3 protein-coding genes (1 of these 3 cut by a window edge) are annotated in these 18,402 nt (G+C 71.4%); 1 reads left to right on the top strand and 2 read right to left on the bottom strand.

Annotation, left to right across the window (positions count from 1 at the left end):
* Positions 1 to 149: 149 nt before the first annotated feature.
* Both acuI and V5B60_RS14430 read right to left on the bottom strand, forming a co-directional pair.
* Positions 150 to 1,133, bottom strand: a complete 984-nt coding sequence (acuI, locus tag V5B60_RS14435) for an acrylyl-CoA reductase (NADPH) (RefSeq protein ID WP_332347712.1) — start codon at positions 1,131 to 1,133, stop codon at positions 150 to 152.
* A 75-nt stretch (positions 1,134 to 1,208) separates the two neighbouring features.
* Positions 1,209 to 1,892 (bottom strand): helix-turn-helix domain-containing protein, encoded by a 684-nt coding sequence (locus V5B60_RS14430; RefSeq protein WP_332347711.1) that lies wholly within the window; start codon positions 1,890 to 1,892, stop codon positions 1,209 to 1,211.
* Between the two features lie 54 nt (positions 1,893 to 1,946).
* Here V5B60_RS14430 and V5B60_RS14425 point away from each other — a divergent pair, with 54 nt between their 5' ends.
* Positions 1,947 to 18,402: the 5' portion of an Ig-like domain-containing protein gene (locus tag V5B60_RS14425; protein ID WP_332347710.1), read on the top strand. Its footprint extends 13,439 nt past the window's final position; the window shows 16,456 of its 29,895 coding nt (coding positions 1–16,456); its start codon is at positions 1,947 to 1,949; its stop codon lies beyond the right edge, outside the window.

The raw sequence follows: 18,402 nt of genomic DNA, 5'->3' as shown, positions 1-18,402 counted from the left end.
TCATCCGAGGTCTCTCGACAGTCATGACCGCTCAGCACCATCCTCCCCTTCGTTTGCATCGAGCTTGCCGGGCGTCGGCAGAATGCCGACCGGCACGCCGATGGCCGAAGGGCTGCAGCAGCCCCGCCATCCCCTGCCCCGCCCGCGAACTAGCGATTCACATCGACCACCACGCGCCCACGCACCCTGCCGGCGAGCAACTCGCCGGCGACCGCCACCGCCTCGCCGAGGCCGATCTCGGTGGTCATCGCCTCCAGCCGGCCGGGGTCGAGGTCGCGCGCCAGGCGCTGCCAGGCCTCTTCGCGCACCGGCAGCGGCGCCATCACGCTGTCGATGCCGTAAAGCGTCACGCCGCGCAGGATGAACGGCGCCACCGTCGCCGGGAAATCCATCCCGCCGGCGAGGCCGCAGGCGGCGACCGCACCGCGGTAGCGCGTCGTCGCACAGGCGTTGGCGAGCGTGTGGCTGCCGACGGTATCGACCACCCCGGCCCAGCGTTCCTTGCCGATCGGCTTGCCCGGCGCCGAGAGCTCGCCGCGATCGATCACCGCCGTCGCGCCGAGCGCGCGCAGGTGGTCGGCGTCGCCGAGGCGACCGGTCGAGGCGACCACCTGGTAGCCGAGGCCGGCGAGCAGCGCGATCGCGACGCTGCCGACACCGCCGTTGGCACCGGTCACCAGGATCTCGCCGTCGCCCGGCTGCAGGCCGTGCTTCTCCAGCGCCAGCACGCAGAGCATCGCCGTGTAACCGGCGGTGCCGATCGCCATCGCCTGCCGCGGCGTGAACGCCACCGGCAGCGGCAGCAGCCACTCGCCGCGCAGGCGCGCCTGCTCGGCCAGGCCGCCGCAATGCGTCTCGCCGACGCCCCAGCCGTTGAGCAGCACCAGATCGCCGACCCGCCAGCGCGGATGCGAACTCTCGCTGACGCTGCCGGCGAGATCGATCCCCGGCACCATCGGAAAGCGGCGGACGACCGGCGCCTTGCCGGTGATCGCCAGACCATCCTTGTAGTTGAGCGTCGACCAGGCGACGCGCACGCTGACATCGCCGGCCGGCAGGACGGCCTCGTCGATTTCCTGCAGGCGCGCCTGGTAGCCCGCCTCGTCCTTGTTGATGAGGATTCCCCTGAACATGCTGACTCCTTCCCGTCTGAAAAGACCCTGTCCCGCCCGCCGCCCAGCCCGGCTGCCGGTCGCAGCGGCCGCGCGTCAAGCGCCGCCGGCCGCGTCGTCATCCGGCTCGGGGGCGATCGCCTGCTGGTAGAGATCGACCACCCGTGCGGCGATCCGCTCCGGCCGGGGCTGCGCGCCCTGCGCCTCGAGCACCGCCTGCACGATGCCGGCGAGCACCGTCGCATCGATCGCCGTGCCACCGCGCGCCGCCGCGCCGCGCACGGCGTAGGCCGCCTGCCCCGCGGCGACCGCCGGCGTACCACCGGCCAGCCAGCCGAGGCTGACGCCGGCCGCGGCGGCGATCGCCGCCGCCTTGTCGAGCGGCGGCATGCGGCCATCCTTGAGGTAGGTGCGCAGCACCGATTCGGAAAGACCACAGCGGCGGGCGAAAGCCGCCACCGGTTCGCTGCCGATCAGCAGGCGCAGGCGTTCCGGCAGCAGCGCGGCCGTGGCTGCCGCAACACGCGTCGGGTCTTCCGTCGCGCCCATGAACGGGTCGCCGTCAATCATCGTCGGGCAATAAAAAAATTCATTCGCAAGAAATATTGACAGCTCGTAACATCTTGTCGAGAATGCCGCCGACAGCATAGCAGGAAACAGCCAGCCTGCGCCGTTCGCAACAGCGCCCCGCCCTTCGCTCTTCGCCCTCTTCGCCAACTGGCGCCGCATCGACGGAAGCGGCGGCGGGGGCCACCGGCGAAGGGAGCGCCGCAGCGGCACGCAAGGTGGCTGCGAACCGCTGGCAGGAAGCGTTGCGATCAGGGGGAAGTCGCCATGCGCCGCTCTGCAAGACCGCAGCAATCGGGGCTTCACCGGCCGGGGCCGCCACTCCGGCCACTGCTCGACGCCATCCGCCAAGCCTGGCGCAGCTGCGTCGCCGAAGTGGCCGCCCACGACCGACCGCCAGCCGCGAGTGGGCGCCCCTCGCCGGCAACAGCGGAGTCGCGCCTGCATTGCGAGCCGCTCGAACCGCGGCTGCTGCTTGCCGGCGACCTGCCCGTCGCGGCCGTTCCGCTCGCCGCCGCCGTGGCGAGCGCGCCGTTCACCAGCGGCGAAAGCCAGCCCGCCGCTGCCCGCGTCGTCATCGCCTCGCCAGCGGCCGGCCCTGCAAGCGGCCCGGCGCCAAGCGGAGGCGCTGCCGCAGACCTGCTGCTCGACGCCGACTTCGACGCCGACGGACGCACCGACCTGCTGCAGATCAGCCGGCGCGCCGACGGCATGGCCGTCGCCCGGGCGTGGGTCGCCGCCGACCGTGGTTTCAGCGGCGGCGAAGCGGTGGTGCTCGGCCCCTGGCTGGCCGACAGCCGCTTCCTCGTCGGCGACATCGATGGCGACGGTCGCAGCGACCTCGGTGAGATCCGCCAGGCCGCCGGCAGCCTGGCGATCGCGCACAGCTGGCTGATGCGAGACGGCGGCCTGCAACCGGCCGGCGAGAGCGCCTTGCTCGCCTACCCGGCCGATACCCACTACAAGCTCGGCGACAGTGATGGCGATGGCCTCGCCGACCTCTCCGTGTTCGAAGTCCGCAGCGACGGCCGCAACCGCTTCAGCATCTGGCGAGGAGACGGCTCTGCTTTCCACCTGTCGCTCTCGCAGGATACCTGGTGGCAAGGCCTGACCGACGCAGAGACGCTGAGCGTCGATCTCGATGGCGATCGCCGCAGCGACCTGGTCGTCGTGCAGCGCGATCCGGCGCAGGCCGCGAGCAGCGGCTCGAGCACCTGGCTGAGCATCCGCGACGCCGGCAGCGGCGGCGTCAGCGGCGACGCCCTCGGACCGTGGGCGAGGCACGTCGCGCTGCTCGCCAGCAGCAGCGGCGCTGGCCGCGACGACCTGCTGCACATCACGCACGACGATCAGGGCGAACTGCAGGTGACGTCCTGGCGGGACGATGGCAGCGGACTGAAGGCGCTGCGCACCAGCCCACTCGGCAGCCCGCGGCCGGCGCAGCGCTTTCTCGCCGGCGATGTCGACGGCGACCTGCGCGGCGACATCGTCCAGCTCTGGCAGAGCGGTGACGGGCAGACGATCGCCACCGCCTGGCGCGCCGTGGCCACCGCCCAGGGCAGCGAATACCGCCTCCTCGCCGAGACCGCCCTCGGCCGCAGCAGCGGCGATGCCGACTGGCGACTGCACGATCATGACGGCGATGGCCGCGCAGACCTGCTTGCCAGTTCGCGTGACGCCAGCGGCGAGATGCAGGTCGAGCTCTGGCTGTCGGATGGCCAGGCTTTCGCCGCCAGGGAGGGCTGGCCGGGCGATCTCGCCTGGTTCGACGGCGACTTCGACGGCGACGGCCGGCGCGACCTGCTGCAGATCAGCCATCGCGCCGACGGCCAGGCGGTCGCCCGCCAGTGGCTGGCCACCGCCGCCGCCTTTGCCGAAGGGCCCGCGATCGAACTCGGACCCTGGCACGCGGCAACCCGCTACCTGAGCGGCGACCTCGACGCCGACGGCCGCAGCGACCTGACGCTGATCCGCCAGGCAGCCGATGGCGAGACGGTCGCCGAAACCTGGCTGACGATCGGCGACCGCCTGTCGTTCTCGGCGCGCAGTGCGCTCGGTGCTTACCCGCCCGGTGGCGAGCATCGCCTGCTCGATGCCACCGGCGATGGCCTCGCCGACCTGCTGCTCGCCTGGCAGCCGGACGAGAACGCCAGCACGCTGACGCTCTGGCAGGGAGATGGCCAGCGCTTCGCGCACCACGGCGAGACCACCGCGTACGGTCTCGATCTGCTGCAGGCGGAGCGCTTGTCGCTCGACCTCGATGGCGACCGCCGCGGCGACTTCGCCGTGGTCCAGCGCAACCCCTGGCCCGGCACCCCGTCGACCGGGCAGAGCACCTGGCTGACGACCTGGCGCGCCCGGGATGACGGTTCGTGGACGCTCGTCGAGCAGGGCATCGGCATCTGGGAACAGCATGTCGCGCTCCTCGCCGTGCACAGCACGGGCGACGAGCGCGACGACCTGCTGCGCCTGTGGCAGGACGACCACGGGAATCTGAACGCCACCCTCTGGCGCAGCAACGGCCTCAGCTTCGATGAGGGCGGTACCAGCCCGCTCGGAACCTCCCGCCCGGCACAACGCTTCCGCGCCGCCGACCTCGACGGCGATGGCGACAGCGAACTCGTCCACATCTGGCGCAATGCGCAGGGCGAGAGCGTCGCCACCACCTGGCGGGCGGTGCAGCAAGGCGAAGGCTTCGCTTACGAGCAGCAGGGCGAGCGCATCCTCGGCGCCGCGGGCGAAGACATCGACTGGCGCCTGCAGGACCACGACGGCGACGCGCGGGCCGACCTGATCGGCACCTGGCAACGGCCCGACGGCCAAGCCGAGGTCGGCGCCTGGCAAGCCGATGGCCTCGGCTTCGCCGGCGAGAACGGCTGGCTCGGCGATCTCCGCTGGCTGGCCGCCGATGTCAACGGCGATGGCCAGGATGACGCGTTCGAGGTCGGCCACCGCGGAGACGGCACGGCGGTCGGCAGGCTGTGGCTGGCCAGCGGCAGCGGCCTCGTGGCAAGCCAGACGATCGAGCTCGGCGCCTGGCGGGCCGACACGCGCTACCTGCCCGGCGATCTCGATGGCGACGGCTGCAGCGACCTCTGCGTGCTCAGCCGGCAGAGCGACGGCAAGCTCGTCGCCAGCTTCTGGCTGAGCCGCGGCGATCATCTGGAGTGGTCGGCCGACAGCGTCCTCGACCGCTATCCGGCAGGCAGCGACCACTTGCTCGGCGACGCGGACGGCGATGGTCGCGCCGATCTCCTGGTGCACTGGCAGCCGGACCACGGCGTGACGCGTTTCACGCTCTGGCCGAGCGATGGCAACGGCCTGCAGCGCGGCATCTCGCAGGATGCAGACTGGGAAGACCTCGCGGGCTCGATCCGCCTGCCGCTCGAAATGAACGGCGACGGCCGCAGCGACTTCGTCATGCTGCAGCTCCTGCCGATGGCGGACCGGCTGACCAGCGACTACGGCGCCTGGCTCAGCACCTGGAGTCTGCGCGACGACGGCTCGTGGCAGGTCGCGCAGCAGGGGATCGGCATCTGGGCGCAGCAGGTCGCGCTGCTCGCGGGCGATGCCGACGGCGACGACCTTCAGGATCTGCTGCGCATCTGGCGGGATGAGCAGGGCGAACTGCAGCTCAGCACCTGGCGCAGCCAGGGCGGCGACTTCGCCACTGCCGACACCATCCCGCTCGGCGCTCCGCGGCCGGCGCAGCGCTTCCTGGCTGCCGACGTCGACGACGATGGCCGCGACGATCTGCTGCAGATCTGGCGCGACAGCGCCAACCAGACGGTCGCCACCGCCTGGCACCGCGACGGCGCCGGCGGCTACTGGTCGACCGACAGCATCCTCGGCCCGTGGCGCGACGACGCCCATCACCTGCCGCTGCGCCGCGCGGCAGGCGCCGCCGAACTGCTGCGCAGCACCGTTACTGCCGGCGGCGTCGCGACGGTCGAAGAGTGGCGCTACAGCAACGGATTCGTCCTCGGCAGTCGCGACAGCCAGCCGTCCACGGCCGGCAACCCGCCGCCACTGCACTTCGTCCAGTCGGCGCAGCAGGCCAGCGACACGCCCGCCGCAACCCACTTCCGGCAGAACCTCGCCGATGGCGCCGGTGACGCCGACCCACTGCGGCCCGACCTCGTGCTCAGCGACCTCGCCATCACGCCCGCCGCGAACTGGGTCGCGGCGAGCCCGCTGACGGTCTCGTGGCGGACTGCCAACCAAGGGCAGGCCGCCGCCGCCGGCACTTGGCGCGAACTCCTCGAAGTGCGCAACGAGACGACCGGCGAGACCATCCTGCGCCAGGAGATCGTCAGCGGACCCGGCCCGGGCAGGAGCAGCCTCGAGGTCGGCGAGTCCGTCCGGCGCTCGCTCACCCTGCCCTGGCCGGCGGGAAGTGCCGGCCACGGTGCCATCAGCTTCCGCATCCTGGCCAATCCGCAGCGCACGATCGCCGAAGGCAACCCGCAGGGCAACGCCGAAGACAACAACGAAGTCGTCCTGCGCGTCGCCAACGGCCCCGACCTCGGCATCGCCAACCTGCGCGCGCAGCCCGATCCCGCCGCCGCCGGCGAAGAGCTGACCATCTCCTGGGAGGAGCGCAACGCCGGCGGCGTCGCCACGGCGAGCACCTGGAACGACCGCCTGCAGATCAGGAACCTCGACACCGGCGAACTGCTCGCCGATCTCGTGCTGCCCTTCGAGCCGGCGCCTGCCGGCCACGACCCGCTCGCCGCCGGCGCGTCGCGGCAGCGCAGCCACACGCTGCGGCTGCCCGACGGCGCCCGCGGCAGCGGCCGGATCGAAGTCACCATCGGCATCGACGCAGACCACAACGACCAGGGCACGGTGTTCGAGGCGAATGCTGGCAGCGATGCCGAGCACAACAACCGGGCGCAGATCGTCATCGACTCGCTGCTCAGCCAGCAGCCCGACCTGTTGCCGCTTCGCCTCGATGTTCCCGCCACCGCGTGGAGTGGCGAGCCCATCCGCGTCGACTGGCAGGTGCTCAACCAGGGGAACGCGGCCACCGACCGCGGCGAATGGAGCGATCGCCTGCTCCTCTCTCTGGACCGGCTGCCGAGCGCCGACGACATCGTTCTCGCGCCCGCCGTGGCGCACTCGGGGATCCTCGCGGCCGGCGCCGCCTACGACGCCCGCAGCACGCTGCAGCTGCCGCGCGATCTGGCTGGCGAGTACTTCGTGCTGCTGCTGGTCAACGCCGACGGCGGCGTCGACGAAGCGACCGCACGCGACCGCCGGCGCCTCGAGAACAATCTCCTCGTCAGCCCCGACCGCCTGCGGGTCGAGCTCAAGCCGACGCCCGACCTGCTCCCCGGTGACCTCGTCGGGCCGGCCGCGCTGCGCCCCGGCGACACCGCGACGCTGCGCTACACGCTGCGCAACGTCGGCGCCGCCGCCAGCCCGGCTGGCTGGTGGGACCGCATCTACCTCGATCACGGCGCGGCCGGCGGGCTGCTCGAGCTCGCCGCCGTGCGCCAGGATGCCAGTCTGGCGGCGCAGCAGAGCGTCACCCGGGATGTCGACATCACGCTGCCCGGCTGGCTTGCCGACGGCGATTACCGCTGGCTGCTGCGCAGCGATGCCGACGGCGCCGTCGATGAGCGCAACGACGAGGGCAACAACGAGGCTGCCGCGCCGCTGCGCGTGCAGCGTCCCGACCTGCACGTCGCCAGCCTGCAGGCGCCGCAGCTCGCCCGCTCCGGCGACCGCATCCGGGTCGAATGGCGCGTCGACAACCGGGGCGCCAGCGCCAGCGGCGACTGGCTCGACCGCGTCGAACTCGTGCAGGGGACGAGCCGGCGGGTCGTCGCCACGCAGCCGCATCTGCAGGGGCTGGCGGCCGGTGCCGGCTATTCCGCCAGCGCCGAGTTCGTCCTGCCGCTCGAGTCGAGCGGCGATCATCAGATCGTCGTCACCACCGACGCCGAGCACCGCGTCGACGACCGCGATCGCCAGGACAACCGGCAGGCGCAGGCGACCCGCGTCGAACAGTTGCCCTGGGCCGACCTGGCGATCACCGCGCTCAGCGCAGCGCAGCAGCTCATCGGCGACCCGGCGCGGTTCACCGTCGACTGGACGATCGCCAACCAGGGGACCGGACCCGGCATCGGCAGCGCCTGGAGCGAACAGGTCGTCCTCTCGGCCGACGAGCTGGTCGGCAACGGCGACGACCGCGTCGTCGGCGAACATCGGCAGCAGGGGCTGCTCGCCGCCGGCGAGACGGCCAACCGCTCGCTCGACATCGTCCTGCCCGCTGGCCTGTCCGGCCGCTACCGGCTGTTCGTCGTCGCCGACGCGCGCCACGAGGTCTTCGAGAATTTCTCCGAGGCCGACAATGCGGCCCGACTGCCGCAGCCACTCGACATCATGCCGCGCCCCTACGCCGACCTGCAGGTGGTCGCGGTCGGCGCGACCGGCGCCGCGGCGAGCGGACAGCCGCTGCGCGTCGAGTGGGAGGTGGCGAACCGCGGCATCGGCCCGACCGACAGCGCCGACTGGCGCGACGAAATCTGGCTCAGCCGCAACGCCGACGGCAGCGACCGCGTCGCCAGCTTCGGCTGGGCGCAGCACATCGGCCAGCTTGCCGCCGGCGAGAGCTACCGCCGCAGCCTCGAGCTGACGCTGCCCGAGGGCATCGCCGGCGACCATTACCTCAACGTGCGCAGCGGCGGACCGTTCGAGTTCATCTTCGGCGACAACAACCGCGGCGCCTCGCCGGCCATCCCGGTGACGCTCTCGAACTCGGCCGATCTCGTCGTCGAGCACATCGGCCTGCCGCAGTCGGCCGTCGAAGGCGACTGGATCGACGTCTCGTGGACCGTCGCCAACCAGGGCGTGGCGGCCGCTGCCGGCGGCTGGCGCGACTCGCTCCGGCTGCTGCCGGCGGGCGGCGGCGCGCCGATCGAGCTCGGCAGCTTCGCTTTCGACCGCGCCCTGGCAGCCGGCGAGCGCTACACGCGCAGCGAGCAGCTTCGTCTGCCGACGCGCAGTGCCGGACCATATCGCCTGCAGGTGGTGAGCAACGCCGCAGCCGACGCGCAGGGCCGCCGGCTCTACGAGCACGGCAGCGCCGCCGGCAACAACAGCGCACTTTCCGCCGGCCTGCTCGACATCAGCTCGCGCCAGCGGCCAGACCTGCGGCTGACGCGGGTCGAGGTCGCCGAGCACGTCCCAGCCGGCGGCACCACGGCCATCCGCTACACGACGGGCAACTTCGGCAGTGCCGCGACCAGCGGCCTGTGGACCGACAAGGCATACCTCTCGCTCGACGCCTTTCTCGGCAGCGACGACCTGCTCGTCGGCGAGATCACCAGCCCGGGCGCGCTCGCCGCCGGCGAGTTCCACAGCGCCACGACGGCGCGCATCGACCTGCCGCTGCGCCTGCGCGGCGATGTCTTCCTGATCGTCGTCGCCGACGCCAACGGCCAGGTCGACGAACATCCGAACGAAGCCAACAACGTCCTCGCCGTCCCGTTCACCATCGACCCGCTGCCCTTTGCCGATCTGGTCACCAGCGAGGTCGTGGCCCCCAGCCAGGCCGTGCATGGCGCCAGCATCGAGGTCCGCTACCGCGTCGCCAACCTCGGCAGCGCACGCACCCGCGGCGAGGCCGACGCGACCGAGAGCTGGACCGACAGCGTCTGGCTGGCACGCGATCAGCGCCGGCCGGGTGCCTTCAAGGGCGACATCCTGCTCGGCACCTTCGAGCACGTCGGCAAACTCGATCCCGGCGACGACTACCGCCGCAGCGTCCAGGTGCGGCTGCCGGAGGGCCTGTCCTCGGGCCAGTATTACCTCAGCGTCTGGAGCGACACGCACGACCTGATCCTCGAGGACACGCTGGCGAGCCAGATCAACCCGGAAGACCCGCAGCAGATCGACGGCAACAACCATCGCGCGCGACCAATCGTCATCCTCGGTGCGACACCGCCCGATCTCGTCCTTACCGAGGTCGTGGCGCCGGACACGGCGAGCGCCGGCGGCAACTACAGTTACCAGTACCGCGTCGTCAACCGCGGCGAGCGCTTCAGCGGCGACTGGGTCGATTCGGTCTACCTCGCCGACAACCCGGACTGGAGCCTGGCGCGCGAGGTCTGGCAGCTCGGCGAGCACCACGCCAAGCGGACACTCGCCGACGGCGAAGGCTACACCGTCAGCCAGTCGCTGCTGCTCGCACCCTCCGTGAGCGGCCGCTTCCTCATCGTGCGCAGCGACAGCGGCAACCGCATCGCCGAAGCCGACGAGCTGAACAACAGCCGCGCCCACTCGTCGCAGGTGAGCAGCCAGGCCGCCGACCTGCGCGTCACCGAGGTGCGCAGCGAGGCCGCCGCCTTCTCCGGCGAGGAGACGCGGGTCAGCTGGACCGTCGGCAACTTCGGCGCCGACGTCTGGGCGGGCACCCGCTCCTGGGTCGACGCCGTCTACCTCAGCCGCGACCCGGTCTTCGACGCCGACCGCGCGCTCCTGCTCGGCAGCTTCGTCCACGCCAACGGCGGCGGACTCGGCAGCGGCGGCAGCTACGACAACTCGGCGACAGTCCGCCTGCCGGCGGGCAGCGATGGCCCGCACTACCTCTACGTCATCACCGACGCCAATACCGATGGCGCGCCGGGGAACCCGCAACGGGTGCGCAGCGAACTGAGCGGCGGCGGCGACAACGGCAGCGCCCGTGACCAGTATTTTCCGCTGTCGGTCCATGAAGGCGGCGCAAACGACAACAACCGCGGCAGCGCCGCGCTGACCATCCGCTATCGCGAGGCCGACCTGCAGGTCGATGGCGTCAGCCTCGCCGCGACGCGTGTCGCTGCCGGCAGCCCGCTGACCGTGAGCTGGCAGGTCAGCAACCGGGGCAGCCGCGAAACGCGCACCAGCTCCTGGTTCGATGGCCTCTACCTGTCGCGCGACACCTCGCTCGACGAGGGGGATTTCGCGCTGCTCGCCGACGGCTCAGGGGGCGGGCCGGCAGCACAGCGCATCAGCCTCGGCGCCGATGGCAGAGCGACGTTCCTCGGCCCGGGCGAATCCTACAGCGCCTCGGCGACTTTCGAGCTGCCCGATTCGCTCAGCGGCGACTTCCATCTCATCGTCCGCGCCGACACCGCCATCAGCAGCGACGGCCGGCAGCGCAGCACGATCCGCGACGGGCTGCCCGGGCTCACGGTCGGCGGCGACGCGGCCGGCGTGGTGCGCGAGTTCCGCGACGAGGGCAACAACCAGGCGTCGACCCGACTGTCGATCACGCCCGGCGTGCCGCCCGACCTGCAGATGGCTGAAGTCGCCACACCCTCGCACGTGCTTGCCGGACAGAGCCTCGTCGTAGACTGGCGGGTCGCCAACCGTGGAGGCGACACTCCGGGCAGCCAAGCGAGCTGGAATGACCTCGTTTACCTTTCCCGGGACCGCTTCCTCGACCTCAACCAGGATCACTACCTCGGCTATCGCCGCCACGAGCACGGGCTGGCGGCGGGAGACGACTACACGGCGCGGCAGAGCTTCGCCGTCCCGGCCCATCTCGCCGGCGCCTATTACGTTTTCGTCGTCAGCGATCCGGCACGCGTCTGGGGCAGCGGCGACAGCGGCATGCTGCGCGAGTCCGGCAACGAAGACAACAATGCCGGCGCTGCGCCGCAGCCGATCCTCGTCGAGACGCCGCCCGCCGCCGACCTCAAGGTGGGCAGCGTCCTGCTGCCGGCCAGAGCCGAGGTGGGCGAAGAGATTCGCATCGAGTTTTCGGTATTCAACGACTCGACCAACCCGGCGCGTGGCCAGTGGACCGACGCCCTCTATCTGTCGGCCGACAGCGACTGGGATGTCGGTGACCCGCTGATCGGCAGGATCGCGCACAGCGGCGACCTTGCCAGCGGCGACGCCTATACGGCCGCGCTGACGGCCATCCTGCCGCCGGTGCGCGACGGCAACTGGCGGGTCATCGCCCGCACCGACCTGTACAACGAAGTCTTCGAGGGCAACCGCAGCGACGCCGCGAGCGGCCTTGCCCTGCCGCCAGGCGAAGCCAACAACCACGGCGCGTCGGGCAGTACCCTGCGGGTCACCGTTCCCGAACTGCAGCTCGGCAGTCCGCTGGCGACGACCCTCGTTGCCGGCCGGCCGGCCCTCTACCGGATCGCCGTCGCTCCCGGGGAAAGCCTGCGGGTCAGTCTCGACGCCGCGAGCGAGGACGGTCACAACGAGCTGTACCTTCGTTTCGCCGACGCGCCCAGCGCCCATCAGTTCGACGCGGCGCACGGCAACCCGGTTGCCGCCGACCAGCAGGCGGTGGTCAGCACGACCCGTGCGGGCGACTACTACGTGCTGGTACAGGCGCGTCAGGCGGGCGCCGCCCAGACGGTCAGCCTGCGCGCGGATCTGTTGCCACTCTCGGTCACCGGCATCAGCCCGGACCACGGCGGCATCGGCAACGACGCGCAACCCTGGATCACGATCGACATCAGCGGCTCGCATTTCCATCCCGCGGCACTGGTCCGTCTGTCGCGACCCGGGGTTTTCGACGCCGAGCCCGAGCGCTGGCAGGTGCTCGACAGCAGCCACATCCGGGCCATCTTCGACAGCCGCCGCCTGCCGTCCGGGCTCTACGACCTCAGCGTCATCAACCCCGACGGACAGCGCGTGACCGAAGCGCAATGCTATCTCGTCGAACCGGCGGTCGAGAGCGAAGTGACGATCGCCGTGGGCGGCCCGCGCAGCCTCGATCCCGGTGACGGTGCGACCTACAGTGTCTCGCTGCAGAGTCTGGGCAACGTCGATACGCCGTACGTGCGCTTCTCCGTCGGCGTCCCCGAAATGGGCTACAGCCCGGATCTGCTGGCTGGCCTGCCACTGCCCCATCTCGTCTTCAGCAGTTCGCTTGCCGGCTTGCCCGACGGCCCGACGGCAGACGCCGCCGGCAACACGCTGAGCTTCGGTCCGACCCCGACGCTGGGCCTCGCCCGCAGCGACATCCCGTGGGCGCAGCTCGACGGCGTCAACAACAGCGACGGTCACAACCTCGCCACCGGCTACGCAATCGATCTCGCAGGCGGCGGATTCGCCGGCGCTGCCGTCAGGCTGCAGACCTATCCCGGCCTCCGCGAGTGGTTGGCCCGCGATTTCGACGGCCTGCGTGCGCGGCTCTACATGCTGCATCCGGAATGGCAGGCGATCGGCCTGCTCGACGGCGGAGTCGCCGATCTCGACCGGATCGCCGCCGATCTCGGCCGCCGGTTCCTGTCGCGAGTCGACGGCGAACATCTGACGCCTCTCGAAGCGCTGGCCATGCCCTTCCGTTTCGACCTCGTCGCCAGCGCCACGGCACTGGGCCGCGACGAGTTCATCGCCGAACAGCAGGCGCACGCGCAGAGGCTGCGCGCGGCGATCCTTGCCGACCCGGACGCGCCCACGAGCCTGTCGGTGATCGCTGCCGATGCCGGGCAATGGCAGACCGCATGGCTCGCTGCGCTCGAGGCCGCCGGCATCCTGCGACCGGTCGACGAGGCGGCACCGATCCGCACGCAGCCGCAGATGTTGAGCCTCAACGCGACCCTCGGCGCCGGCATTCTGCTCAGCCGGGGCGGTGATGGCTACCGGACACAGGCCGATCTCGTCGCGTTCTTTGCCAAGGTGCAGGAGTGGTACGGCGACACCGCCCGCCATATCGGCGACGCCAGCGCCCGCACGGCGCCGGTCGACTACTTCGAGACGCGGCAGAATCTCGACGGCAGCGTCGCCGTGCCGGTTCCGCAACTTGCCGACCGCGATCTCTTCGACCTGGGTGCCACGCACGAAACCCACTTCCTCGACTTCAGCGTGTTCGTCGGCGGCCGCTCCGAACTCGAATACCTGCGCCACGTCGGCGTTCTCGATGACGACTTCCGGCCGGTCGCGGCGCAGGCACTCGACTTTGCTCGCTACCTGCCGGACGCACCCGAGCAGCCCAGCGGCGAATCCTCCCTGCTCCGTGTCAGTGGTCCGCAGGCAATGCGCGGCAGCGATGGCCGCCCGCATGTCGCAGCGGGACTCGCCCTGCCCTACCGCATCGAGTTCGGCAATCCGGTCGCTTCACCGGCGGGCGAGCTGCGCATCACCAGCCAGATCGACGCGAGCCTCGATGCCGCCTCTTTCCGTCTTGGTGACCTGCGCATCGGCGACCTCGCGCTCCACCTGCCGGCCGACCGGGCAAGCTTCCAGGGCGATTTCGACTTCAGCGGCAGCAAGGGATTCATCCTGCGCGTCAGTGGCGGCATCGACAGCGGGAGCCGCGTCGCCACCTGGCTACTGCAGGCCATCGATCCCGCCACCGGCGAAGTCGTTCGCGACCGCAGCCGCGGCCTGCTGCCCGCAGAGGTCGCCAGCGCCGGCGTGACGCCGGAGGGTTTCGTCGCCTACACCGTTCGCGCCGCCGACAGCGCAGCGTCCGGCAGCGACATACGTACCGCTGCCCGCCTGTTGGTCGACGCCCTGCCGCCGATCGACAGCCCGATGCACGCCATCCGGCTCGACACCGAGGCACCGCGAACGCAACTGACCGTCACCCAGGCCGGCGCGGGAAACGCTGCCGGCATCGCCAGCTTCGATTTGCGCTGGCAAAGCACGGACGAGCTTGCCGGAGTGCGCTCGGTGAGCCTTTACGTCGCTGAGGACGGCGGCCGTTTCCGTCTCTGGCAGCGCCAGTTGCCGGCAGGGACGGAGCAGGCCGTCTTCGTCGGCGACGCGGGCAGGCATTACGAGTTCATCGCAGTCGCCACCGACCACGCCGGCAACGCGGAGGCCGCTGTACTCGCCCGGACGACCCTGCCCGACGATGGCGCCCGTCAGGAGATCGTCGCCGCTCTCGGCGCGAACGAGACCGTCGCCTCGACTGCGGCCACCCCGGTCGCCGCCGAGGACCGCAGCTATCCGGCCAATGCGCTGTTCGCGGCCGCCGCGCGGCTCCTGCCGGGCCCGTTGGCGGGCAGCCTGCCGAGCGACCTCGACAGCGTCCTGGCTCCCTTCGCGCTGCGCAGTTTCGCCCACGGCTATGCCGCCAGTGCCGCCGGAATCGGCGCCCAGGCGCTGGTCGAGATGCCCGATGGAACGATTCTGGCAAGCGCCGGCGCGCTGCGCAACGAGATCCACCGTTACGGCGCGGATGGCCTGCAGACGGCAGACCGTGCGGGCGCGCCGCTGTTCGTCCTGGACGCTCCGGTCATCGACCTGCAGGTGGATGCGTTTGGCCGGCTCTGGGCGATGAGCGGCGACCAGCTGCTTCAGCTCGACCCGGCCAGCGGTCACGTCCTGCAGCACCTGCGAGCCCCGGGCGACCAGCCGCTGACGCATGCGCTGGCAATCGACCCGGACACCGGCGAGATCTATGTCTCTTCGGGCACCGGCATCCTGGTCTACGACCCGGCCGCCAGCGACTCCAGCCAGGCCTGGAAGAGCTTCAGTCGGCAGCGCGTCGGCGATCTGGCCTTTGCGCCGGACGGACGGCTGTGGGCGGTCAAGCGCGCCGGCAACGAGTTCGCAAGCGCGGCCGCACATGCCAGCAGCGAGATCATCAGTTTCCCGATGAGCGGCCAGCAAACCGGCCGCGGCGAAGTCGAATACCGCCTCGCCGGCATCATCGACAGCATCGCCTTCGCTGCACCCGACAGCCAACTCGCTGGACTGCTGTTTGCCAGCAGCCAGCCGGGCCAGCAGCCAGCCGGCGGTGGCGGCGGTGCGGCGCGCCAGGGCAGCGTCTGGATGATCGAACTCGCCAGCCGCCGCAGCCTGGAACTGGCGGGTGGCGGCAGCCGCGGTGAATCGATCGTCGCCATGCGCGACGGCCGCATCCTGGTTGCGCAGACGAGCAGCATCGACGAGATCGCCCTGCAACGCGTGCCGACGGTCAGCGCGGTGACGGTCCCGGACGGCGCGCTCGTACCGCTGCCACTGAACCGGATCGGCGTCGTCTTCGATCAGGAGATGCAGCTCGGGGAAGCCGGCGACCCCGCCAGCGTGCTCCATCCTGACAACTACCGCCTGCTGGCCCTGCAGTCCGCGACAGCCGGCGAGACCGGGCAGCATCCAGCGAGCGTCAGTTGGGAGCCCGCGACGCGCACCGCCTGGCTCGACGTGAGCGGGCTGGCTGCCGGCGACTACCGCCTGCAGATCGCGCGCCGCATCGAGAGCCAGGCGCACACGCCGCTGGCGAGCGACTTCGAGAGCCGCTTCACGGCGCTCGAGGACCTCAGCCACAGCTTGCGTGTCGACTTCTCGAACACGCGTGCCAACCGGGCGACCGGCGAACTCAGCTACGACGTCAGCCTGACCAACATCGGCAGCGACGAGATAGCCGGCCCGCTGGCGCTGCTGCTCGATCCCGGCCGTCATTTCGGCGCGACGGTCGCCGGCGCCGTTGCCGGCGGCGGCGAGCAAGCCGACCTCTGGTTGATCGACCTCGGCGACGCACTCGACGATCTCGGCGGCAGGCTGGTTTCCGGGGCGACGATCCGCGGATTGACGGTCAGCATCGTAGCTGCCAGCCGCTTCGCCGCCGATGCCGGCATCGCGCCGATCGTCAAGGCCCACCTCGGGCACGGTGTGTACGCCGCGCCGCGTGCGAACCGGCCGCCGCTGCTGCGCTTGGCCGCTGCTCCGGACGGCGATGACCTGCCGCCGGCCCGCGTCGGCGAAGCCTGGAGTGCGGCGATCGAAGCGCTCGACAGCGACGGCACGCGCCTGCATTGGCAACTGCTCGAAGCACCCACCGGCCTCAGCCTGCAGGCAGCCACCGCGGCCAGCAGCGCACCAGCCGGCGCGAGTTCCGTCGCGACGCTCGCCTGGACCCCGACTGCGGCCGCCGAGGCCGACAGCACGATCCTCATCCGCGTCGAAGACAGCCGCGGCGGTTCCGCACTGCGCCGCTTCCAGCTTCCGGTCAACGGCGGCAACCACGCACCGCTGCTTGCCGTGCCCGACGAGATCGTGATCCGTGCAGGCGAAGCGCTGGTGCTGCCGCTGCGCGCAGCCGATGCCGACGGCGACCACCTGACGCTGCTGCTCGACGCCCTGCCGCCGGGGGCGCGCTTCGATTCGGGCAACGGACTGCTGCACTGGACACCGGGCAACGACCAGGCCGGCATCTGGCGCGACATCCGCGTCAGCGCCAGCGACGGCAAGCTGATCGCCAGCCGCAGCTTCAGCATCACCGTCGAGCAGGCCCATGCCGCACCGCAGTTCGATCCGCAACCCGCGTACTTCCTGCATGAGGGCGACCCGTGGACGCTGCGCCTCGCGGGCAGCGTGCCGGGCTTCACGGCCGGCGCCACGCAGCCGGGCGGCGAAACGCTGCAGCTGGAGTACGGTGCCGCCTGGCTGCCGGGCGGGGCGACCCTCAACCCGGAGTCCGGCCACTTGGCCTGGACCCCTGGCTACGATCAACACGGCCAGTATCGCATCCCGCTGACGCTGACCGCGATCTGGACCATGGCCGACGGCCGCAGCGAGCGGACGCAGGCGAACGCCGAACTGATGCTCGACGTCGCCAACGCCAACGCGGCGCCGGTCCTGCCGCAGACGGCAAGCCTGCACGTCCGCGAAGGGCAGCCGTTGCGCTTCAGCGTCCTCGCCTTCGACCCCGACAACCCGGACTTCCAGCCCGCGCTGCGCCAGCAACCCGGTGCCGCGGCCGTCGGCGCGTTAGGCGTTGCGCCGACGGTCGGCTACCGGGTCGGCGGCCTGCCTGCCGGCGCGCGTTTCGATGCCGAGACGCTCGAGATCCTCTGGACACCCGGCTACGATCAGGCCGGGGTGTACGCGATCGACGTCAGCGCCACTGACGACGGCGATGGCACCGGCATCCCGCTGGGCAGCGCGCTGACGCTGTCGATCGCCGTCGCCAACGCCAACCGCGCGCCGCTGATCGGCGACATCGCCGCCGCCAGCGTCGACCGCGGCGACAGCATCGACATCCGGGTCACGGCATCGGATGTGGACGCGCGGCTGAGTGGCGCGCCGGTCCACCTCGACTTCGCCGGCCTGCCGCGCTTCGCCCGCTTCATCGCCGATGGTTCCAGCGCGCCGGGCGAGGCATCCGGCTGGCTGCGCTTTGCCCCGGGCGAAGGCGATCGCGGCGACTACCTGATCACCGTCAGCGCCAGCGACGATGGCGACGGCGATCCGCAGCAGATTCTCGCCAGCAGCCGCAGCTTCGTCCTCAGCGCGCGCAGTGCGGCCGAAGCACCGCGGATCGACGGCCCGCGGCAGGTCGTCGCGATCGCCGGGCAACCCTTCTCGCTCACCCTGCGGGCGCGCGACCTCGATCAGGATGCGCTGCACTGGACGGCCGCCGGTCTGCCCGCGGGGGCCAGCCTGACGCCGGGCCTGCGCTACGGCGAGGCCGTGCTGCAGTGGATGCCAGCCGCCGGCGACGGCGGTGCGCACGACATCGAGCTGATCGTCAGCGACAGCGGCCTGCCACCGCCGGGCGGCGGCTATCCGCTGCCGCAGCAGCCGCAACCGAATGTCAGCCGGCAAGCGCTGCGCATCGTCGTCCGCGACGACAACGGCGCGCCGCAACTGGCGGCGGTCCGCGTCGATGCCGCGGCCGTCGCTGACACAGGGGACACCCTGCGCCTGCGGGCGAGCGAGGGCGTGCCATTGACGATCGAGATCCGCGCCAGCGATGCCGACGCCGACCCGCTGCACTGGCAGTTCGAGGGCCTGCCGCGCGGCATGTCGG

Origin of the sequence: Accumulibacter sp., assembly GCF_036625195.1 — a bacterium.
Taxonomy (GTDB): Bacteria; Pseudomonadota; Gammaproteobacteria; order Burkholderiales; family Rhodocyclaceae; genus Accumulibacter.
This window is presented reverse-complemented; position numbering and strand designations above follow the sequence as displayed.